Source organism: Streptomyces sp. NPDC048248 (genome assembly GCF_043201875.1).
Taxonomy (GTDB): Bacteria; Actinomycetota; Actinomycetes; order Streptomycetales; family Streptomycetaceae; genus Streptomyces.
Genome location: NZ_JBICZL010000011.1, coordinates 335,080 through 355,778 on the forward strand (window position 1 = coordinate 335,080; position 20,699 = coordinate 355,778).

At 70.2% G+C, this 20,699-nt stretch carries 15 protein-coding genes and 1 pseudogene; 14 read left to right on the top strand and 2 right to left on the bottom strand.

The genetic code is table 11. From position 1 onward, the window contains the following. The first annotated feature begins 20 nt into the window (after window positions 1-20). Window positions 21-2,642, top strand: coding sequence for a valine--tRNA ligase (locus ACGFZW_RS25565; RefSeq protein WP_393895543.1), 2,622 nt, complete (start codon window positions 21-23; stop codon window positions 2,640-2,642). Here ACGFZW_RS25565 and ACGFZW_RS25570 read toward each other — a convergent pair. Beyond that, window positions 2,608-3,822, bottom strand: a complete 1,215-nt coding sequence (locus ACGFZW_RS25570; RefSeq protein ID WP_393895572.1) for a hypothetical protein — start codon at window positions 3,820-3,822, stop codon at window positions 2,608-2,610. The genes ACGFZW_RS25565 and ACGFZW_RS25570 overlap by 35 nt on opposite strands. 236 nt (window positions 3,823-4,058) lie before the next feature. Between ACGFZW_RS25570 and ACGFZW_RS25575 the strand changes: the two genes are divergently transcribed. The 9 genes from ACGFZW_RS25575 to rodA all read left to right on the top strand — a co-directional run bounded on the left by ACGFZW_RS25575 (window position 4,059) and on the right by rodA (window position 14,716). Next, a complete protein-coding gene (locus ACGFZW_RS25575) occupies window positions 4,059-5,507 on the top strand; it encodes a peptidoglycan D,D-transpeptidase FtsI family protein (RefSeq protein WP_393895544.1) in 1,449 nt (482 codons plus the stop codon). Window positions 5,508-5,614: 107 nt separating this feature from the next. Continuing rightward, entirely contained in the window at window positions 5,615-7,129 is a 1,515-nt protein-coding gene (locus ACGFZW_RS25580; protein ID WP_393895545.1) for a bifunctional folylpolyglutamate synthase/dihydrofolate synthase, read from the top strand. Between the two features lies 1 nt (window position 7,130). After that, window positions 7,131-7,496 carry a DUF4233 domain-containing protein gene (locus tag ACGFZW_RS25585; protein WP_393895546.1) on the top strand — a complete coding sequence of 122 codons (366 nt, stop codon included), beginning with the start codon at window positions 7,131-7,133 and terminating at the stop codon, window positions 7,494-7,496. Window positions 7,497-7,619: 123 nt separating this feature from the next. Beyond that, entirely contained in the window at window positions 7,620-8,033 is a 414-nt protein-coding gene (ndk, locus tag ACGFZW_RS25590) for a nucleoside-diphosphate kinase (RefSeq protein ID WP_393895547.1), read from the top strand. 295 nt (window positions 8,034-8,328) lie between these two features. Further along, window positions 8,329-9,348, top strand: a complete 1,020-nt coding sequence (locus ACGFZW_RS25595) for a rod shape-determining protein (protein WP_393895573.1) — start codon at window positions 8,329-8,331, stop codon at window positions 9,346-9,348. A 241-nt stretch (window positions 9,349-9,589) separates the two neighbouring features. Further along, a complete protein-coding gene (mreC, locus tag ACGFZW_RS25600; protein ID WP_393895548.1) occupies window positions 9,590-10,522 on the top strand; it encodes a rod shape-determining protein MreC in 933 nt (310 codons plus the stop codon). A 3-nt stretch (window positions 10,523-10,525) separates the two neighbouring features. Continuing rightward, window positions 10,526-11,251 carry a rod shape-determining protein MreD gene (gene mreD / locus ACGFZW_RS25605; protein WP_393895549.1) on the top strand — a complete coding sequence of 242 codons (726 nt, stop codon included), beginning with the start codon at window positions 10,526-10,528 and terminating at the stop codon, window positions 11,249-11,251. A 103-nt stretch (window positions 11,252-11,354) separates the two neighbouring features. Then, window positions 11,355-13,505, top strand: coding sequence for a penicillin-binding protein 2 (gene mrdA, locus ACGFZW_RS25610; protein WP_393895550.1), 2,151 nt, complete (start codon window positions 11,355-11,357; stop codon window positions 13,503-13,505). Continuing rightward, a complete protein-coding gene (gene rodA / locus ACGFZW_RS25615) occupies window positions 13,502-14,716 on the top strand; it encodes a rod shape-determining protein RodA (protein ID WP_393895551.1) in 1,215 nt (404 codons plus the stop codon). Before mrdA ends, rodA begins: the two co-directional genes overlap by 4 nt. Window positions 14,717-14,755: 39 nt before the next feature. Here the strand turns inward: rodA and ACGFZW_RS25620 are convergent, their stop codons facing one another. Then, window positions 14,756-15,214 carry an ATP-binding protein gene (locus tag ACGFZW_RS25620; protein ID WP_393895552.1) on the bottom strand — a complete coding sequence of 153 codons (459 nt, stop codon included), beginning with the start codon at window positions 15,212-15,214 and terminating at the stop codon, window positions 14,756-14,758. Window positions 15,215-15,435: 221 nt separating this feature from the next. Here ACGFZW_RS25620 and ACGFZW_RS25625 point away from each other — a divergent pair, with 221 nt between their 5' ends. The 4 genes and pseudogenes from ACGFZW_RS25625 to ACGFZW_RS25640 form a co-directional block, all read left to right on the top strand. Beyond that, window positions 15,436-17,055, top strand: coding sequence for a CHAD domain-containing protein (locus ACGFZW_RS25625; protein WP_393895553.1), 1,620 nt, complete (start codon window positions 15,436-15,438; stop codon window positions 17,053-17,055). A gap of 197 nt (window positions 17,056-17,252) precedes the next feature. Continuing rightward, the gene (locus ACGFZW_RS25630) at window positions 17,253-19,178 is read left to right on the top strand and encodes a TIGR03960 family B12-binding radical SAM protein (RefSeq protein ID WP_393895554.1); all 1,926 of its coding nucleotides are present in this window, start codon (window positions 17,253-17,255) and stop codon (window positions 19,176-19,178) included. Between the two features lie 81 nt (window positions 19,179-19,259). Then, window positions 19,260-19,829 carry a GNAT family N-acetyltransferase gene (locus ACGFZW_RS25635; RefSeq protein WP_393895555.1) on the top strand — a complete coding sequence of 190 codons (570 nt, stop codon included), beginning with the start codon at window positions 19,260-19,262 and terminating at the stop codon, window positions 19,827-19,829. Between the two features lie 278 nt (window positions 19,830-20,107). Continuing rightward, a pseudogene (locus ACGFZW_RS25640) lies at window positions 20,108-20,699 on the top strand (hypothetical protein); the annotation flags it as partial.

Genomic DNA, 20,699 nt, shown 5'->3' on the forward strand with positions numbered 1-20,699 from the left:
CCGCCCGTACACTGTCCGGCGTGACCGAGAACTCATCGCAGAGCAACCACAGCGCCCCCGAACTGCCGACTCAGTACACGCCGGCCGATGTAGAGGGGCCGCTGTACGAGCGCTGGGTGGAGCGGGGTTACTTCGAGGCGGACGAGAAGAGCGAGAAGCCGCCGTACACCATCGTCATCCCCCCGCCGAACGTCACGGGCTCACTGCACCTGGGTCACGCCTTCGAGCACACCCTGATCGACGCGTTGACCCGCAGGAAGCGGATGCAGGGCTTCGAGACGCTATGGCAGCCGGGCATGGACCACGCCGGCATCGCCACCCAGAACGTCGTCGAGCGGGAGCTGGCGAAGGAGGGCGTCTCGCGCCACGACCTGGGCCGCGAGGCCTTCGTCGAGCGGGTCTGGCAGTGGAAGGCCGAGTCCGGCGGGCAGATCTCCGGGCAGATGCGGCGCCTGGGCGACGGCGTCGCCTGGTCGCGTGAGCGGTTCACGATGGACGAGGGCCTGTCCAAGGCCGTCCAGACGATCTTCAAGCGGCTCTACGACGACGAGCTGATCTACCGCGCCGAACGCATCATCAACTGGTGCCCGCGCTGTCTGACCGCCATCTCGGACATCGAGGTGGAATACCAGGACGACGACGGCGAGCTGGTCTCGATCCGCTACGGCGAGGGCGACTCCTCCATCGTCGTCGCGACCACGCGTGCGGAGACGATGCTCGGTGACACCGCGGTCGCGGTCCACCCCGAGGACGAGCGCTACGCCCATCTCGTCGGCACCGAGATCGAATTGCCGCTGACCGGCCGCCGTATCCCGGTCGTCGCTGACGAGCACGTCGACCCCGAGTTCGGCACCGGCGCGGTCAAGGTCACCCCGGCCCACGACCCGAACGACTTCGAGATCGGCCGCCGGCACAACCTGCCCAACCTCGCCGTCATGGACGAGCACGCGATCATCACGGCGCACGGGCCCTTCCAGGGCCTGGACCGGCTGGAGGCGCGCAGCGCCATCGTCGGCGCCCTGCGCGCCGAGGGCCGGATCGTCGCCGAGAAGCGCCCGTACACCCACTCCGTCGGTCACTGCTCGCGCTGCAAGACCACCATCGAGCCGCGGCTTTCGATGCAGTGGTGGGTCAAGGTCGGCCCGCTGGCGCAGGCCGCCGGTGACGCGGTCCGCGACGGCAAGGTCGCCATCCACCCCAAGGAGATGGAGTCCCGCTACTTCGGGTGGGTCGACAACCTCCACGACTGGTGCATCTCGCGGCAGTTGTGGTGGGGTCACCGCATCCCGGTCTGGTACGGCCCGAACGGCGAGGTCGTCTGCGTCGGCCCGGACGACGAGGCGCCCACCGGCGAGGGCTGGACGCAGGACACCGACGTCCTGGACACCTGGTTCTCCTCCGGCCTGTGGCCCTTCTCCACCCTCGGCTGGCCCGAGCAGACCCCGAGCGTCGAGAAGTTCTATCCGAACTCCGTCCTGGTCACCGGCTACGACATCCTGTTCTTCTGGGTCGCCCGGATGATGATGTTCGGCATCTACGCGATGGACGGCACTCCGCCGTTCCACACCATCGCGCTGCACGGCATGGTCCGCGACCAGTTCGGCAAGAAGATGTCCAAGTCCTTCGGGAACGCGGTCAATCCGCTGGACTGGATGGACGCCTACGGATCCGACGCCGTCCGCTTCACCCTCGCCCGCGGTGCCAACCCCGGTGTCGACGTCCCGATCGGTGAGGACTGGGTCCAGGGCTCCCGGAACTTCGCCAACAAGATCTGGAACGCCACCCGGTTCGCGCTGATGAACGGCGCGACCGTCGAGGGCGAACTGCCGCCCGCGGAGCAGCTGTCGGCGACCGACCGGTGGATCCTCTCGCGGCTCAACTCGGTCGTCACCGAGGTGGACGCCCACTACGACGACTACCAGTTCGCGAAGCTGTCGGACACCCTCTTCCACTTCGCCTGGGACGAGGTCTTCGACTGGTACGTCGAGCTGTCGAAGACGACGTTCATGGCGGGCGGCCCGGCCGCCGAGGTCTCGCGCCGCGTCCTGGGCGAGGTCCTGGACGTCACGCTGCGGCTGCTGCACCCGATCGTCCCGTTCGTCACCGAGACCCTCTGGACGACGCTGACCGGCCGCGAGTCGGTCGTCATCGCCGAGTGGCCCGCCGACTCCGGCTTCCGCGACGCGGCTGCCGAGCAGGAGATCGGCCTCGTCCAGCAGGTCGTGACCGAAGTCCGCCGGTTCCGCTCCGACCAGGGGCTGCAGCCCGGCCAGAAGGTCCCCGCCCGGCTTGACCTGTCCGGCACGGCCCTGGCGGCCCACGAAGCCGCGATGCGCTCGCTGCTGCGGCTCCAGCCGGCCGGTGACGACTTCAGCGCCACCGCCTCCCTGCCGGTCGCCGGCGCCACCGTCGCCCTGGACCTCTCCGGTGCGATCGACGTCGAGGCCGAGCGCAAGCGGCTGGCGAAGGACCTCGCCGCCGCCGAGAAGGAGAAGGCGCAGGCCCAGGGCAAGCTCGGCAACGAGGCGTTCCTCGCCAAGGCGCCGGAGAAGGTCGTGGACAAGATCCGCGTCCGGCTGGAGACCGCCGAGGCGGACATCGTCCGGATCAGCGCGCAGCTGGAGGCCCTGCCCAAGGCGTAGGCGCGGGACCCGGCCAGGGGCCGGGCTCCGGGCACTCCGCGGGATCGCCGTGCGCAGGCCCCTCGTCCTCACGGACGGGGGGCCTGCGGCGTCCCCGCCCACGCCCGCCTCGCTCGCGCACCGGCCACAGCAGGACGTACGCGGTCGAGACCGCCACGAACGCGAGTCGGATCAGGCCCCGCGCCGAATCGTCGGGGACGACGAAGACGCTGCCGTAGAGGATGAGCAGCGCCAGCCAGCTCCACCACGGGACCAGCCGCCGCTGGCCGATGACATCCCACAGCAGCGTGCCCAGCAGCACCGAGGCGGTGTAGTAGGTGTAGACGCTGGGGTCGAGGACGATGCGGGCGTTGGCGCCGAGCAGGACCACCGCCGCCCAACGGCCGCGCCAGACGGCGAGGGCGCCGAGCGCCAGGCCCAGCGCGGCCTGCGCGGGCCGGTCCCAGGACGGGGTCTGCGGGTCGCCGACACCCAGCCAGCGCAGTGCGGACGCCGGATGATTGGGGATGGCGAATTTCGCCGCGGCGAAGGACTGCGGGTCGCCGACGAAGAACGGGAGCCAGACGACGGCGACCAGCCCCGCGCACCACAGCGCGGCGCGCAGCCACTTCTCCTTCGGGAGGGCGAGCAGCAGCGGGGTGAAGGCCAGCGCCGTTGGCTTGGAATCCATGGCCAGGGCGAGGAAGACGCCGGTGAGCGCGGCGTTGCCGCGGGTGACGGACCGTACCGCGAGCGCGGTGAAGAACAGCGCGAGCACGTCGTCGAGATGCCCGAACCGGACCGAGACCTCGATCCACATGGGCAGGAAGGCCAGTCCTGCGATCAGCACCCGCTGCCGCAGCCGCTGGTGGTTGGTGCCGGTGCCGAGGAAGTGGTGGGCGGCGCTGCGGCCCGCCAGGACGACGATGACCAGCCCGAGCAGCGCCATCAGGGCGGCGGCGAGGAACTGCCCGGTGGCCTCGGGAAAGGGGTTGAACAGCCCGGCGACCAGGAAGCTGACCGGGCCCATCTGGAGTTCGGGGTGGTGGGCGTAGAGGTTGAGCCCTCCGGTGCCGTCCCCGGCGGCGCCCTGGTAGATCAGTTCGCCGCCGGTGCGTAAGTAGTGCCAGGAGAAGCCGCCGTTCGGTTCGACCACCGCGAACCACAGCACGGTCCAGGCGGTGAGCAGCACCAAATGCATCCGCTGACTGACTGCCGGCACCTGTTCCCCGCTCCCGCTACCCGTGTGATGCGTGCGTGTGGCAAAGCCCGGGGCGTACGGACCCCGCCGTCGAAGAGGGCGGAAACAGGCGAAAAGTTGTCTCAGCCGGTCGATCGTCCGTTCTCATCGGCCTCTCATGAAGGCGAGGCACGGTGGAGCGGACGGCCGGATGTCCGGCCGTCGCCGACAGTGAGAGCCGAGGAGAGCCGCGCCCCATGAACAAGCCACTGCGACGGGTCTCGGTCTTCTGCCTCGCCCTGGTCCTCGCGCTGATGGGCTGGGTCACCTGGCTGCAGGCCGCCAAGGCCGAGACGTTCAAGGACGACCCGAAGAACCCGCGGGTGGCGATCGGCAAGTACGCGGCGCCGCTGGGCAACATCCTCGTCGACGGGAAGCCGGTCACCGGCTCGCAGGCCACCTCCGAGCAGCTGAAGTACAAGCGGACCTATCAGCACGGGTCCCTGTACGCGCCGGTCACCGGCTTCTCCTCGCAGATCTTCGGCAGCAACCAGCTGGAGAACCTCTACGGCGATGTCCTCGACGGCTCCGACAGCCGGCTGCAGAGCCCCGCCGACGCCCTGACGCGCAAGCGGGCCAAGGGCGGCGACGTCGCGACCACCATCGACTCCGCGGTGCAGAAGGCCGGCTACCGGGCTCTGGGCGGCAAGACCGGTGCGGCGGTCGCGCTGGACCCGGGCACGGGGCGGATCCTGGGCATGGTCAGCACGCCGTCGTACGACCCGGGCAAGTTCGCCGGGTCGGGCAGCTCCGATCAGAAGGCGTGGCAGGCGATGTCGCGGGACGACGGCAAGCCGGAACTGAACCGCGCACTGCGCCAGCCGCTGCCGCCCGGCTCCACCTTCAAGCTGGTGGTCGCCGCGGCCGCGCTGGAGAACGGCCTGTACTCCTCGGTGGACGAGCGGACCGACAGCCCCGACCCCTACACGCTGCCGCACACCAGCACCGAGCTGAAGAACGAGAACACCGCGGCGCCCTGCAAGGACGCCACCATCCGCACCGCGCTCCAGTACTCCTGCAACACCGTCTTCGGGAAGATGGCCGCCGACCTCGGCGCGAAGAAGGTGGCCGCACAGGCGGAGAAGTTCGGCTTCAACGACGACGAGGTGGACACTCCGGTGCGGGCGGCCAAGAGCGTCTACCCCGACGACATGGACGCCGCGCAGACCGCACTGTCCGGTATCGGCCAGTTCGACGACCAGGCGACCCCGATGCAGATGGCGATGGTCTCGTCGGCCATCGCCAACGGCGGCGAGCTGAAGACCCCGCAGCTGGTCGACAAGGTGACCGACGGCGGCGGTAACACCGTCGAGGAGAACGAGCCCAAGACGTACGGCACGACGATGTCGGCGCGCACGGCCGAGCAGCTGCGGTCGGCGATGGGGACGGTCGTGGACAAGGGCACCGGATCCAACGCGAAGATCGACGGGCTGTCCGTCGGCGGCAAGACCGGCACCGCCCAGCACGGTGTCGACAACAGCGGTACGCCCTACGCCTGGTTCGTCTCCTACGCACAGGACGGCAACGGCCACCAGGTCGCGGTGGCGGTGATGGTCGAGGACGGTCACGCCGAACGCAACGAGATCTCCGGCAACGGCCTGGCCGCACCGATCGCCCGCAGCATGATGCAGGCGGCGCTCCGATAGCTCCCGGCGGGCGCCTGCGGCCGCCGGAGGCCGGTGCGGGGCGGGCGGTCGCCGGGGAGGGCGGCGCAGCGCGACCGCTGTCACCGGTGCCTCGTAGACTGGTCGGCGTGAGCGAGCGCCCCCAGAACGACGACCCTGACCCGACCGACGCCTTCGACGAACTGGTCGAGGCCGAAACCGACCGTGACCCCGATCTCGCGGTGATCGAGGCAGGCAGCCGGACCCTGCGCGCGCAGGCCGGCCCGCCTCAGGGGGACGGTATTCCCGCCCGCCCCGCGGACCCGGAGGTCGACCGCGCCCTGCGCGCGGTCGAGGAGGAGCTGGCAGGCCGCTGGGGTGAGACCAAGCTCGACCCGTCGGTGCAGCGCATCGCGGCGCTGCTGGACATCCTCGGCTCACCGCAGCACGCCTACCGCTCCATCCACATCACCGGCACCAACGGCAAGACCAGCACGGCCCGCATGATCGAGGCCCTGCTGTCGGCCTTCGATCTGCGCACCGGCCGCTACACCAGCCCGCACGTCCAGTCGGTCACCGAGCGCATCAGCCTGGACGGCAGCCCGATCTCGGCCGAGCGGTTCATCGAGACGTATCAGGACATCGCCCCCTATGTGGAGATGGTCGATGCCCAGCAGGAGTACCGCCTCTCGTTCTTCGAGGTGCTGACGGCGATGGCGTACGCCGCCTTCGCGGACGCGCCGGTGGACATCGCCGTCGTCGAGGTCGGCATGGGCGGCACCTGGGACGCCACGAACGTCATCGACGGCGATGTCGCCGTGGTCACCCCGATCTCCCTGGACCACACCGACCGGCTGGGGGAGACGCCCGAGCAGATCGCGGGTGAGAAGTCCGGGATCATCAAGAAGGACGCCACCGTCGTGCTGGCCCAGCAGCCGGTCGAAGCGGCGTCGGTGATGCTCAAGCGCGCGGTGGAGGTGGACGCCACCGTCGCCCGTGAGGGCATGGAGTTCGGCGTGCTCTCCCGCGAGGTGGCGGTCGGCGGCCAGATGCTGACGCTGCGCGGACTGGGCGGCGAGTATCCCGAGATCTTCCTGCCGCTGTACGGCGCGCACCAGGCACACAACGCCGCGGTGGCGCTCGCCGCGGTCGAGGCGTTCTTCGGCGTCGGCTCCGAGCACGCCCGTGTGCTGGACATCGACACCATCCGCTCCGCGTTCGCCGCGGTGTCCTCGCCGGGCCGTATGGAGGTCGTGCGGCGCAGCCCGACCGTGGTGCTGGACGCGGCGCACAACCCGGCCGGGGCGCGGGCGGCGGCCGAGGCGGTCACCGAGGCGTTCGGCTTCAGCCGTCTGGTGGGCGTGGTCGCGGCCAGCGCCGGTAAGGACGTCCGGGGCCTGCTCGAGGCGTTCGAGCCGATCTTCGCCGAGATCGTGGTGACGCGTAATTCCAGCCATCGCGCGATGGACGCCGATGAGTTGGCGGCCGTCGCGGTCGAGGTCTTCGGCGCCGAGCGGGTCCAGGTCGAGCCGCGGCTCGACGACGCCCTGGAGGCGGCCATCACCCTCGCCGAGGAAGAGGGCGAGTACTCCGGAGCGGGTGTACTGGTGACCGGCTCCGTGATCACGGTCGGCGAGGCCCGACTGCTCATGGGGAGGAACTGACATGCGCACCCTGTGTGCGAGCACCCTCATCGGCGAGTTCTTCGTGATCGGCTTCGCCGGCCTGGTGGCGATGCAGCTCAGCGACCTGCCGGCGGCCACGGTCTGGACGGTCAGCGGGATCGCCATGCTGCTGTGCGTGCTGCTGTGCGGCATGCTCACCCGTCCCGGTGGCGTCCAGCTGGGCTGGGTCCTGCAGATCGCCCTGATCGCCAGTGGTCTGGTGATCCCCGCGATGTTCTTCCTCGGTGCGGTGTTCGCGGCCCTGTGGTGGGCCTCGGTCCACTACGGCCGCAAGATCGACGCGGCGAAGGCGCGTTGGGCGGCGCAGGGCGAGACGGCCGGGGATCCGGTGGCGGACCCGGCGTAGCGCACCCTCGGGCGGGCCCCCGGTGGCCCGCCCGACAGGCCGGGGCTGGCCCGCGACGGGCGCTGCGCCCCATGTAGCCTCAGGGCACCCGCTGACCGTCGTTCGTATACAGGGAGTCCCTTCGTGAGCCAGCGCACCCTCGTCCTCCTCAAGCCCGATGCCGTCAGGCGCGGTCTCGTCGGGGAGATCATCGGCCGTATCGAGAAGAAGGCCGGCTGGACGATCGGCGCGCTGGAGCTGCGCACCCTGGACCGTGCACTGCTGGAGCAGCATTACGCCGAGCACGTCGGCAAGCCCTTTTATGAGCCATTGGTGGAGTTCATGTCCTCCGGTCCGGTGGTTTCGCTTGTGGTCGAGGGTGAGCGGGTGATTGAGGGCGTGCGGGCGCTCGCCGGTCCGACTGACCCGATTGCCGCACCGAGTGGGTCCATTCGTGGGGACTTCGGCACGATCACCCGAGAGAATCTGATCCACGCCTCGGATTCCGAAGAGTCCGCGGAGCGCGAGATCAAGATTTTCTTTCCTGGCGTTTCCTGACTCGTCGTCAGCCGCGAAACCCTTGTGACCAGGGGCGACCGATGGAATCATCGGTCGCCCCTTGGTATATGCGCACCGATCGGGGGAACGCATCATTGCGACACGACGTCACCATTGAAGGGGGCGGGTGCGTGGAGAGCCGACAATGGCGAAGTCCCTCCCACCGAGTTCGAGTGGGCAAGGTGGCGGGACTACGATGGAAGCTTCCGCGCCTCACGGCGCATCACCTCCTGCCGACCTCCAGTAAGCATTCGCTCCAGTTGGGAAGGCCAGACGTATCCTCATGGGGAACAACATGTCGTTCATCGGCCGTGACATGGCTGTCGACCTCGGGACCGCCAACACGCTGGTGTACGTCAGGGGCCGCGGAATCGTTCTCAACGAACCGTCGGTCGTGGCCATCAACACCAACACCGGCGGCATCCTCGCGGTAGGTGCCGAGGCGAAGAAGATGATCGGGCGCACGCCCGGCAACATCGTCGCCGTCCGCCCTCTGAAGGACGGCGTCATCGCCGACTTCGAGATCACCGAGCGGATGCTCCGCTACTTCATCCTGAAGATCCACAAGCGCCGCTGGATGGCCCGTCCGCGCGTGGTCGTCTGTGTTCCCTCCGGCATCACCGGGGTCGAGCGCCGCGCCGTCATCGAGGCGTCGACCCAGGCCGGCGCCCGCCAGGTCCACATCATCGAAGAGCCGATGGCCGCCGCGATCGGATCCGGTCTGCCGGTCCACGAGGCCACCGGCAACATGGTCGTGGACATCGGCGGCGGCACGACCGAGGTCGCCGTCATCTCGCTCGGCGGCATCGTCACGGCCCAGTCCATCCGGGTGGCCGGTGACGAGCTCGACAACGCGATCATCCAGCACATCAAGAAGGAGTACAGCCTTCTGCTGGGCGAGCGCACCGCCGAGAGCATCAAGATCACCATCGGCTCCGCGTACGACCTGGAGCAGGACGAGCACACCGAGATCCGCGGTCGCGACCTGGTCTCCGGCCTGCCGAAGACCGTCGTCATCTCGGCCGCCGAGGTCCGCAAGGCCATCGAGGAGCCGGTCAACTCCATCGTCGACGCGGTCAAGACGACCCTCGACAAGTGCCCGCCGGAGCTGTCCGGTGACGTCATGGACCGCGGCATCGTGCTCACCGGAGGCGGCGCCCTGCTGCGCGGCCTCGATGAGCGACTGCGCCGCGAGACCGGTATGCCCATCCACATCGCCGAGGACCCGCTCGACTCCGTCGCGCTCGGTTCCGGCAAGTGCGTCGAGGAGTTCGAGGCGCTCCAGCAGGTCCTCGACTCCCAGCCGCGCAGGTAGCGAGCTCCGGCCGGATCCGCCTCGCGGCCGTCATGCGGCGTCCGAGGGTCGGGCACCATACAGCTATCGACCGCTTTTTTCGGTCGATCGCTGATATACAGGCAGAACACCCCGACAAGCACGGTGCACTGACACTTCACCACCCGGCACCGCACACACAGGCACAACGCTCAACTCCCGAACGAGACCGGCGAGGGCCCGCAGCCGGCCGGTCCTACGAGGAAGGACACGGCCGCCGCACGTGAGGGACACACGAGAGAGCCGGCTGCTACTGGTGCTGCTCGTCGCGATCGCGTTCGCGCTGATCACGGTGGATATCCGCGGCGGCGAGCAGTCCCCGCTCGATGGCGCCAGGCAGGCGGCGGCCTCCGCCTTCGGCCCGGTGGAGAGCGGTGTCGCCAGCGTCGTCAGCCCGGTCGGCAACGCCGTCGGCGCCGTACGGGACTCCGGTGAGCGGCACAACCGGATCAGCACGCTGGAGCACGAGAACGCCGCGCTGAAGGCCAAGCTCGGCTCCTCCGACCGCAACCGCAGCCGCGCCGCCGAACTCGACAAGATTCTGAAGTCGGCGGGTGCCGGTCAGTACGGCATCAAGGGCGCCGAGGTCATCGCCATCGGCGCCGCCCAGGGCTTCTCCTGGACCGTGACCATCGACGCCGGCAGCCGCGACGGCATCGCCCGCGACATGACCGTCCTCAACGGCGACGGGCTGGTCGGCCGGGTCACCACCGTCGGCGCCAACACCGCCACGGTCCTGCTCGCCAACGACCCGGACTTCACCGTCGGCACCCGCATGGAGAAGACCAACGAGATCGGCTTCGGCAACGGGCAGGGCGGCCGCGCGCTGCGCGTCCAGCTCCTCAACGGCCGGGCCGCGGTCAAGAAGGGCGACCGCCTGGTCACCTTCGGCTCCAGCGCCGACAAGCCGTTCGTGCCCGGTGTGCCGGTCGGACAGGTGATCAAGATCGAGCCGTCCAACGGCGATCTGACCCGCACCCTGCAGATCCGGCCCTACGTCGCCTTCTCCCAGCTGGACGTCGTCGGCGTCGTCGTGGCGCCGCCCCGCGAGGACCCCCGCGACACCGTCCTGCCGCCCAAGCCCGCGAAGCCCAAGCCGGCGCCGACGGTCACCGTCACGGCCACCCCCACCGCGAGCGCCCCTCCCAGGAGCTGACCGATGCGCATCAACCGGATCCTGCTCGCCACCCCGCTGGTGGTCCTCGCCCTGGTCATCCAGGTCAGCATCCTCGCCCGGCTGCAACTGCCCGGTGCCGTCCCGGACCTCATGCTGCTCGTCGTGCTCGGCCTCGCGCTGGTCTACGGCCACGTCGGCGGGGCCCTGGTCGGCTTCGGCGCCGGACTCCTCGCCGACCTCGCGCCGCCCTCCGACCACGCCATCGGCCGCTACGCGCTCGTGCTCTGCGTCATCGGCTACATCGCCGGACTGACCCGGCCGGACAACGGCCAGCACCGCTCGGCGACCATCCCGCTGGTGGTCGTCGTCGGCGCCGCCATCGGCTCGACCCTGCTCTACGCCGGCGTCGGCGCGCTCGTCGGCGACACCGCCGCCCGGCACGTCGGCCTCGTCGGCCTGCTCCTCAGCGCGACCCTCTACGACCTGCTGCTCGCCCCGTTCACCGTCCCGTTGGTGATGGCGCTCGCACGCAGAACGGACAGCGATCTGCTGGCCGGCGACGGCGGCTCCGGCAGCTCGGTCCTCGGCCGGGAGCCCGCGTACGGCTGGCTCAGCACCGGCACCGGTCTCAAGGGCAGCCGCGGCAGCATGACCGCGAGCGGCACGGGACTCGGGGCCAAGTCCGGCAAGAACGGCAGCCGGCGCGGCGGTCTGCTCAGCAGGACCGGCCGCGGCAAGGCGGCGCGCAAGGGGGACAAGCGGCTGTGAGCGGCGAACTGCCGCGGGCCGCAGGACGGACCTGCGTGGCACCGCGACCGAGCACCGGGCGGCGGGCGCAGCCGCCGGCCATCGCACCGACAGTGGGGGCGCTGTGAGCAACCTTCCCGAGACGGGCCGGACCTCGCGCGTCACGGTCCGCCTGATCGCGATCCAGATCCTGGTCTTCTCCCTTCTGCTCACCCTCGGCGGCCGGCTCTGGTATCTGCAGATCCGCAACGGCCAGGAGTACGCCAACGAGGCCAAGAGCAACCACGTCCAGCAGGTCATCGAACCCGCCACCCGCGGCTCGATCCTCGACGCGCGCGGTGTGCCGCTGGCCGACAACCAGACCCGTCTGGTCGTCTCCGCCAGCCGTACCGACCTGCTGAAGATGAAGGACGACGGCAAGGCCGTGCTCGGCCGGCTCTCCAAGGTCCTCGGCATGTCGGAGAAGGAGATCCGCAACAAGACCCGGCTCTGCGACTCCAAGACCCCGCAGCCCTGCTGGAACGGCTCCCCCTACCAGCCCATCCCGATCACGGACGAGGCCACCACCCAGCAGGCCCTCCAGATCCGCGAGCGCTCCGAGGATTTCCCCGGCATCAGCGCCGAGCCCACCGCCGTCCGCCGCTACGCCGCCCCCGGCAGCGCCAACACCGCCCAGGTCCTCGGCTATCTCTCCCCGGTCACCGACGAGGAGATCACCAAGGCCGAGCACAGCCACTCGCCGCTGCTGCGCTCCGACCAGATCGGCCGGTCCGGTCTTGAGCGGACGTACGACAGCGATCTGCGCGGCAAGGCCGGCGTCACCCGCTACGAGGTCGACAACCTCGGCCGGGTCATCGGCCAGACCAAGAGCGAGAAGGGCGAGGCCGGCGCCAGCGTCGTCACCAGCATCGATGCCCGTGTGCAGGCGCTGGCGGAGAAAGAGCTGGCGCAGGCCATGAAGGACGCCCGCAAGGAGATCGACCGCAACACCAACCGCCCGTACGAGGCGGACTCGGGCGCCGTCGTGGTGATGGAGGCGAAGACGGGACGCGTGGTGGCGATGGCCTCCAACCCCGACTACGACCCCAACGCCTGGGTCGGCGGGATCGACGCCAAGGACTACCAGCGGCTCACCAGCAAGGGTTCCAACTACCCGCTGCTGAACCGGGCCATCCAGGCACAGGCCGCCCCCGGCTCGATCTTCAAGGTGGTGCCGACCGCCGCCGCCGTCAACGCCGGCTACGCCTTCGACGGCAGCTACCCCTGCGGCTCCTCGTACAGCATCGGCGGCCAGGTCTTCAAGAACTTCGAGTCGCAGAGCCACGGCTCGATTAGCCTGGGCCGGGCGCTGGAGGTCTCCTGCGACACCGTCTTCTACAAGCTCTCGCACGACGAGTGGAAGAAGGACGGCGGGCTCAAGCCGAAGAAGGACGCCAAGAACTGGTTCTACAAGACCGCCCACCAGTTCGGCCTCGGCGCGGAAACCGGCATCGACCTCCCCAACGAGGTCACCGGCCGGGTGCCCGACCGGCAGTGGAAGAAGGACTTCTGGAAGGCCAACAAGGCCGGCTGGTGCAAGCAGGCCAAGAACTGGCCGAAGAAGAGGGACTTCGACACCCTGCTCGCCCGTGAGGGCTGCCTCGAAGGCATGAAGCTGCACGCCTACGACTCCGTCAACTACGCGATCGGTCAGGGTGACACGCTCGTCACCCCGATTCAGATGGCGACGATCTACGCCGCGATCAGCAACGGCGGCACGCTCTTCAACCCGTCCGTCGGCAAGGCCGTCATCAGCCCCGACGGCAAGCACGTCCGGCAGATCAAGCCGCAGTCGCACGGCAAGCTGCCGGTGAGCAAGGCGACGCTCAAGCAGATGGACGGCGCCCTCGCCGGTGTCGCCACCCGCGGTACGGCCGCCTGGCGGTTCGGCGGCTGGCCCCAGAGCAAGATCCCGATGCACGCCAAGACCGGTACGGCGGAGGTCTACGGCAAGCAGACCACCTCCTGGTTCGCCACGTACACCAAGGACTACTCGATCCTCATGACGATCTCCCAGGGTGGTACCGGTTCCGGCGCCTCGGGGCCGGCAGTGCGCAAGATCTACGACGCGCTCTACGGGGTCGACGCCAAGGGCGGCATCAACCCGAAGAACGCGCTGCTGCCGAAGCCGCAAGAGGCGCTTCCGAAGATCGAGAAGGACGGCACCATTCAGGCCCAGCCGATCAAGCCGGTGGCGGCCCCGCCGACGGCCCCGCCGGGGAGGCGAGAGCAGTGACGACCAGCCACACCTCCCGGACGTTCTCCATCCGGCGCTACACCCCGGAGCTGGGCACCTGGGCCAAGCTCACCGCGCGGGACTCCCTCGTCCGCAGGCTGGACTGGATACTGCTGCTGTCCTGCCTGGCGCTGTCCTGCATCGGGTCGGTGCTGGTCTTCTCCGCGACCCGCAACCGCACCGAACTCAACCGCGACGACGAGTACTACTTCTTCCTGCACCACCTGCTGAACACCGGCATCGGACTGGCGCTGGCCGCCGGCACGATCTGGCTCGGGCACCGCACCCTGCGGGGCGCGGTCCCGATCCTCTACGGGCTTTCGGTGGTGCTCGCGCTGCTGGTGCTGACGCCGCTGGGTGCCACCATCAACGGCTCGCGGTCCTGGCTGGCGATCCCCGGTGGTTTCTCCCTCCAGCCGGCGGAGTTCGCGAAGATCACCATCACACTCGGCATGGCGATGATCCTCGCGTCGAAGGTCGACGCGGGCGATCGCCCGCACCCCGATCACCGCACGGTCGTCCAGGGGCTCGCCGTGGCCGCCGTCCCGGTGGCCGTCATCCTGCTGATGCCCGACCTCGGGTCGGTGATGGTCCTCGGGGCCATCGTCCTCGGTGTGCTGCTCTCCTCCGGCGCGTCCAACCGCTGGATCCTGGGCCTGCTGAGCACCGGCGTCGCCGGCTGTGTCGCCGTCTGGCAGCTCGGCCTGCTCGACGACTACCAGATCGCCCGGTTCGCCGCCTTCGCCAACCCGAGCCTGGACCCGGCGGGTGTCGGCTACAACACCAATCAGGCACGTATCGCGATCGGCGGCGGCGGGCTGACCGGCTCAGGACTCTTCCAGGGCAGTCAGACCACCGGTCAGTTCGTGCCCGAGCAGCAGACGGACTTCATCTTCACCGTCGCCGGTGAGGAACTCGGCTTCCTCGGGGCGGGCCTGATCATCGTTCTGCTCGGCGTGGTCCTGTGGCGGGCCTGCCGTATCGCCCGCGAGACGACCGAGCTCTACGGCACGGTCGTGGCGGCCGGCATCATCGCCTGGTTCGCCTTCCAGTCCTTCGAGAACATCGGGATGACGCTGGGCATCATGCCGGTCACCGGTCTCCCGCTCCCGTTCGTCTCCTACGGAGGCACCTCGATGTTCGCCGTCTGGATCGCCATCGGGCTGCTCCAGTCGATCAGAGTGCAACGCCCGGTGTCCGCGTCCCGCTGAGGTTTCGGGTCGGCACAACCCCGGGGGCGTGGCGCACCTCTAGGAGTCGCGGTTCCGCGCGGTGCGCAGTTCGAACCACAGGGCGGGGGAGCGGCGCGGTCCGGCGGCGGGGGCGGTGCCCCAGTCGTCGGCGAGGTACCGGAACAGCAGCAGGCGGTGTCCGGGCTCCTGGCCGGGGGCGGCTGCCGTCTGCGCAGGGATGCGCCCGGCAGCCTCGTCGTGGACGCTGATGCGCAGGCCGTGATCGGCGGTCAGCAGCCGGAGCAGGACGTCCGTGGACGCCGGTGTGCGCAGGTGGGAGGTGGTGACCGCCTCCGAGGTGAGCAGGACCGCGTTGTCGAGCAGAGGGGCGAGCGGGGTGCCGCGCAGTGCCGTGCGGATGAAGTCGCGGGCGACCTTCGCTGCGGTGGGTTCGCTCGGGACGGCCAGGAGGTGCGGGCGGGCACCCGCCGTGACGCGGAAGGGTGTCCGGGTGGCGGCTGCGTGATGGGGCTGCACGGGTGTCTCCCTCCCCGTAGGGGTCGAGCAGGTGCCTGAGGCAACCCTTAGTGGGCGCCCGGTGACACACCGTAAGTCACCTCGCACCGCCCGTGCCACCACTGGCAAGCCCGGCCCTCGTCGGTTGGCCGGATTCCGCGGGCGGCTGGGTGGAACGGTCCGGCGGGTCACTGTCCGGCGGGTGGGTGGTCGCAGCCGGGGCGGTTGACTAGATTCGATGCATGGCTGACACGGTGCGGGAAGTCGAACGTAAATACGAGGCCACCGACGACACCGAGCTGCCCGACCTGACCGGCGTGAACCGGGTCGCGGCCGTGGTCGAACAGGGCACTGAGACCCTGGACGCCACCTACTACGACACAGCCGGCAACCGCCTCGCCGCGGACGGCATCACCCTGCGCCGCCGCACCGGCGGCAAGGACGCGGGCTGGCACCTGAAGCTGCCGGTCCCGGCCGGGGACTCCGCGTCGGCGGGCTCCGGGCAGGCACGGGACGAGGTGCGGGCCCCACTGTCCGACGCGCCTCCGAAGGAGCTCACGGGCCTGGTGCGGTCACGGGTGCGCGGCCGCGCCCTGCTGCCCGTCGTACGGCTGCGGACCCGGCGCACGACACGGTTGCTCCAGGACGCGGCGGGCACTCCGCTCGCCGAGGTGGCGACCGACGCCGTGTGGGCCCGGCGGGCCGGTCCTGCGGGCGAGGAGGACGCGGCCCAGGGCGAGGTCAGATGGCACGAGATCGAGGTGGAACTGACCGGCGCGGCGGGCGGTGACGAAGGGCTCCTGGACGATGTGGGTCAGGCGCTGGCCGCGGCGGGGGTGCGCCCCGCACGGGCGGCGTCGAAGCTGGCGCGGGCGCTCGCCGAGACCGCCCCGGCGGCGTACGGGGACCCCGGTAGGGCCGGCGCGCCGGTGAAGACGGGAGCCCCGAGCAAGGTGGGCAAGCCTCGCAAGGCGGCGCGGCGGACCGCCGGGGACGTGGTGCTGGCGTACGTGGCGGAGCAGGTGCGTGCCATCGTCGAGCGGGATCCCGCGGTGCGCCGCGACCTGCCCGACTCCGTGCACAGGATGCGGGTCGCCACCCGTCGGCTGCGCAGCGTCTTCCGGTCCTCCACCAAGGTGCTCGACCGTGCCGTCACCCAGCCCCTCGGCGTCGAGCTGAAGTGGCTGGCGGCGGAGTTGGGCGTGGACCGCGACCGGGAGGTGCTCACCGAGCGGCTGGACGGCGCTCTGGCGGAGGTGCCCGAGGAGCTGCGGTTCGGTCCGGTGGCCGCCCGGCTGCGCATCAGGGCCGAGCGCAGCCGCCTGGCGTCGCGGCAGCAGGTGCTCGCGGTGCTGGACGGGGAGCGGTATCTGGCCCTGTTGGAGTCGCTGGAGGCGTTCCTGGCGGAGCCGCCGTTGCGCGGCTCTGCGGGCAAGCCGGCGCCCAAGGTGCTGGCGAAGGGCGTACTGAAGGATCACGCGCGGCTGGCCGGCCGGATGCAGGCCGCGCGCGACCTCCCGGCCGGACCGGCCCGCGACCAGGCGCTGCACCGTGCGCGCAAGGCGGCCAAGCGGGCGCGGTATGCGGCGGAGGCGGCCCGGCCTGCCCTGGGGCGGCCGGCGAAGAAGTACGGCAAGCGGATCAAGCGGGTCCAGCAGTCGCTGGGTGATCACCAGGACAGCGTGGTGGCGCGTGGGGCGCTGCGCGAGCTGGCGGCCCAGGCGCAGACCGCGGGCGAGGCCGGGTTCCCCTTCGGGCTGATGTACGGGCGCGAGGAGGCCCGTGCGGCGGAGCGGGAACGGGAGCTGCCGGGGCTGTGGAAGGACGCCTCGCGCCGCAAGCACAGGGACGCGCTGCGATGAGGTGAGTGCGGGCGGCCGCGTGCGGTCATCGGGACCCTCCGCCCGCCGGCGCCTGGCCGGCCCCGGTCCGTCCGCACACCGCCGCACGGCCCGCTCGTGGCCGTCCCCCAGCAGCCCGAACCCGGCTCGTCAAGGCCGCCCCTCGGAGCACGTTAGGCTTGAGGGTCACCCCTGCCCGCTGATGAAAGATCACCACGATGCCTGTCGAGTCGGTCTTCCCACGCCTGGAGGCCCTCCTCCCGCATGTCCAGAAGCCGATTCAATACGTCGGCGGCGAGCTGAACTCCACCGTCAAGGAGTGGGACGACTGCGACGTCCGCTGGTCGCTCATGTACCCGGACGCGTACGAGGTCGGCCTGCCCAACCAGGGCGTCATGATCCTCTACGAGGTCCTCAACGAGCGCGAGGGCGTGCTCGCCGAGCGCACGTACAGCGTGTGGCCCGACCTCGAAGCACTGATGCGCGAGCACGACGTGCCGCAGTTCACCGTCGACGCACACCGCCCGGTCGGCGCCTTCGACGTCCTCGGCGTCTCCTTCTCGACCGAGCTGGGCTACACCAACCTGCTCACCGCCCTGGACCTCGCGGGCATCCCCATCGAGGCCAAGGACCGCACGGAGGACCACCCGCTGATCCTCGCGGGCGGCCACGCGGCCTTCAATCCGGAGCCGATCGCGGACTTCCTCGACTGCGCGGTCGTCGGCGACGGCGAGCAGGCGGTCCTGGAGATCACCGAGATCATCCGCGCCTGGAAGGCCGAGGGCCGGCCGGGCGGGCGCGACGAGCTGCTGTTCCGTCTCGCGAAGACCGGCAGCGTCTACGTCCCCAAGTTCTACGACGTCGAGTACCTGGCCGACGGGCGGATCTCCCGTGTCGTGCCGAACCGTTCCGGCGTCCCGTGGCGGGTCTCCAAGCACACCGTCATGGACCTCGACGAGTGGCCCTACCCCAAGCAGCCGCTCGTCCCCCTCGCCGAGACCGTCCATGAGCGGATGTCGGTCGAGATCTTCCGTGGCTGCACCCGCGGCTGCCGTTTCTGCCAGGCCGGCATGATCACGCGTCCCGTACGGGAGCGAAGCATCACCGGTATCGGCGACATGGTGGAGAAGGGGCTGAAGGCCACGGGATTCGAGGAGGTCGGCCTGTTGTCGCTGTCCTCCGCGGACCACACCGAGATCGGCGATGTCGCGAAGGGGCTCGCCGACCGGTACGAGGAAGACAAGATCGGTCTGTCGCTGCCGTCGACCCGCGTCGACGCCTTCAACATCGATCTTGCCAACGAGCTGACGCGCAACGGCCGTCGCTCGGGTCTGACCTTCGCCCCGGAGGGCGGCTCGGAGCGCATCCGCAAGGTCATCAACAAGATGGTCTCCGAAGAGGATCTGATCCGGACGGTCTCCACCGCGTACGGCAACGGCTGGCGGCAGGTGAAGCTCTACTTCATGTGCGGTCTGCCGACCGAGACCGACGAGGACGTCCTCCAGATCGGCGACATGGCCGTCAAGGTCATCGCCGAGGGCCGCAAGGTCTCCGGGCAGAACGACATCCGCTGCACGGTCTCCATCGGCGGTTTCGTCCCCAAGCCGCACACCCCGTTCCAGTGGGCTCCGCAGCTGTCGGCGGAGGAGACGGACGCGCGGCTCGAAAAGCTCCGGGACAAGATCCGCGGCGACAAGAAGTACGGCCGCTCCATCGGCTTCCGCTACCACGACGGCAAGCCCGGCATCGTCGAGGGCCTGCTCTCGCGCGGTGACCGCCGCATCGGCTCCGTCATCCGCGCCGTCTATGAGGGCGGCGGACGCTTCGACGGCTGGCGCGAGCACTTCTCCTACGACCGCTGGATGAAGGCGGCCGAGGAGACGCTGCCCGCGTTCGGCGTGGATGTCGCCTGGTACACCACCCGCGAGCGCACGTACGAGGAGGTCCTGCCCTGGGACCACCTGGACTCCGGTCTGGACAAGGACTGGCTCTGGGAGGACTGGCAGGACTCGCTCGACGAGACCGAGGTCGAGGACTGCCGCTGGACCCCGTGCTTCGACTGCGGCGTCTGCCCGCAGATGGACACCGAGATCCAGATCGGCCCGACCGGCAAGAAGCTGCTCCCGCTGACCGTGGTCAAGTAACCGCTGCCGGAAGCCCCGCTCGCAGGCCCGGCCCCCGCACCCCGCGGCGGCCGGGCCTGCGCGTGCCCGCACAATGAGGTGATGTCGCCTCAACTCATCGCACCGACCGTGCGTGTCCACGTCTCCTTCCTCGCCGCGATGGACGAGTTCCGGGAAGAGGGCGCGGCGGCCGCCCCTCACTCCAACCTGGGCCGCGAGCTGCGGACTTGGCGCGAACGCTGGCCGACCGCCGAGGGGTTCGCCGCGTACGTCGACATGATCGGCGGCACCTCCCGCGACGAACGCGTCGACGGCACGGTGCCCATGACCACCCTGTGGTGGGTGGAGGGCGACGCCTACCTCGGCCGGCTCACCATCCGCCACCGCCTCACCCCGAGCCTGCACGCCTACGGCGGCCACATCGGCTACGCCGTGCGCCCCGCGGCCCGCCGCCGCGGCCACGCCACCGCGATGCTGCGCGCCGCCCTCCCGTACGCCCGCCGCACGCTGGGCATCGACCCCGTGCTGATCACCTGCGACCACACCAACTCCGGTTCCCGTAGGGTCATCGAGGCCTGCGGCGGGGTCTTCGAGGACCAGCGCGAGGAGAAGCTGCGCTTCTGGATCGGCACGGGCGCAACCGGCGGGCCCGCCGGGGCGTGTGCCAGGTAGGGACGGAACCGGAACAGATCCGGGGACGGAACCGGAACTGGACGGCGGGTTCGGGGAATTGCACCGTGGACGCTGTCCGCCGGGGCCGAGCAGATCCGCCGCCGGGCACGCACGGCAGTACAGGGAAGTACAAGGGGGAGGGCGTTATGGAGCCCACGGACGGCGAGTGGCGGCAGGAGCGGGCGGTCGCGCCGCGCGCCGGTTCGCCCGACGCGTCGCTCGACAAGGACCGGCGCGAGCCGACCCGTTACGAGCCCGGTGAGGGCTGTCTGACCACGATGGTCCGCCTTCCGGTGCGGATCGTGGTGCTGGTGCTCGTGGTGCCCGTGCGATTGGTGTGGGACGCGTTGGTCGTCTGCGCCAAGGCCGTGGACAGGACGGTGCTGCGCCCGTTCGGCCGGGGCATGACCTGGCTGTGGCGCACCCTCGTCGTCGCCCCGCTGGCCTGGCTGTGGCGGTATCTCGTCGTGGTGCCCGCGGGGTGGCTCTGGCGCGGAGTGCTGGCTCCGGTGGGACGCGCGCTTGCGTGGCTGGCGCGTGGCCTGGGCTTGGTGCTGGTGTGGTGTGGCAAGGCGTTGTTCGTGTGGCCGTGGGTGGCGTTGTGGCGGTATGTGCTGGCGCCGGTCGGTCGTGGTGTTGCGGTCGCGGTGGCCTGGTTGGTGCGGTATCTGCTGGTGGTGCCTGCTCAGTGGTTGTACGCGCAGATCCTTTCGCCCGTCGGCCGCGGTATCGCCTGGCTGGCGCGGACCGTCGGCGCGGCGATGGCCGCCGGGGGGCGTGGCCTGGGCTTGGTGCTGGTGTGGTGTGGCAAGGCGTTGTTCGTGTGGCCGTGGGTGGCGTTGTGGCGGTATGTGCTGGCGCCGGTCGGTC

Coding starts and splice junctions, on each gene's coding strand:
- mreD (WP_393895549.1), top strand. CDS start 10,526: ATGCGCATCAACCGGATCCTGCTCGCCACCCCGCTGGTGGTCCTCGCC.
- ACGFZW_RS25575 (WP_393895544.1), top strand. CDS start 4,059: ATGAACAAGCCACTGCGACGGGTCTCGGTCTTCTGCCTCGCCCTGGTC.
- ACGFZW_RS25630 (WP_393895554.1), top strand. CDS start 17,253: ATGCCTGTCGAGTCGGTCTTCCCACGCCTGGAGGCCCTCCTCCCGCAT.
- ACGFZW_RS25570 (WP_393895572.1), bottom strand. CDS start 3,822: ATGCATTTGGTGCTGCTCACCGCCTGGACCGTGCTGTGGTTCGCGGTG.
- ACGFZW_RS25635 (WP_393895555.1), top strand. CDS start 19,260: ATGTCGCCTCAACTCATCGCACCGACCGTGCGTGTCCACGTCTCCTTC.
- ACGFZW_RS25585 (WP_393895546.1), top strand. CDS start 7,131: ATGCGCACCCTGTGTGCGAGCACCCTCATCGGCGAGTTCTTCGTGATC.
- ACGFZW_RS25595 (WP_393895573.1), top strand. CDS start 8,329: ATGTCGTTCATCGGCCGTGACATGGCTGTCGACCTCGGGACCGCCAAC.
- ACGFZW_RS25625 (WP_393895553.1), top strand. CDS start 15,436: ATGGCTGACACGGTGCGGGAAGTCGAACGTAAATACGAGGCCACCGAC.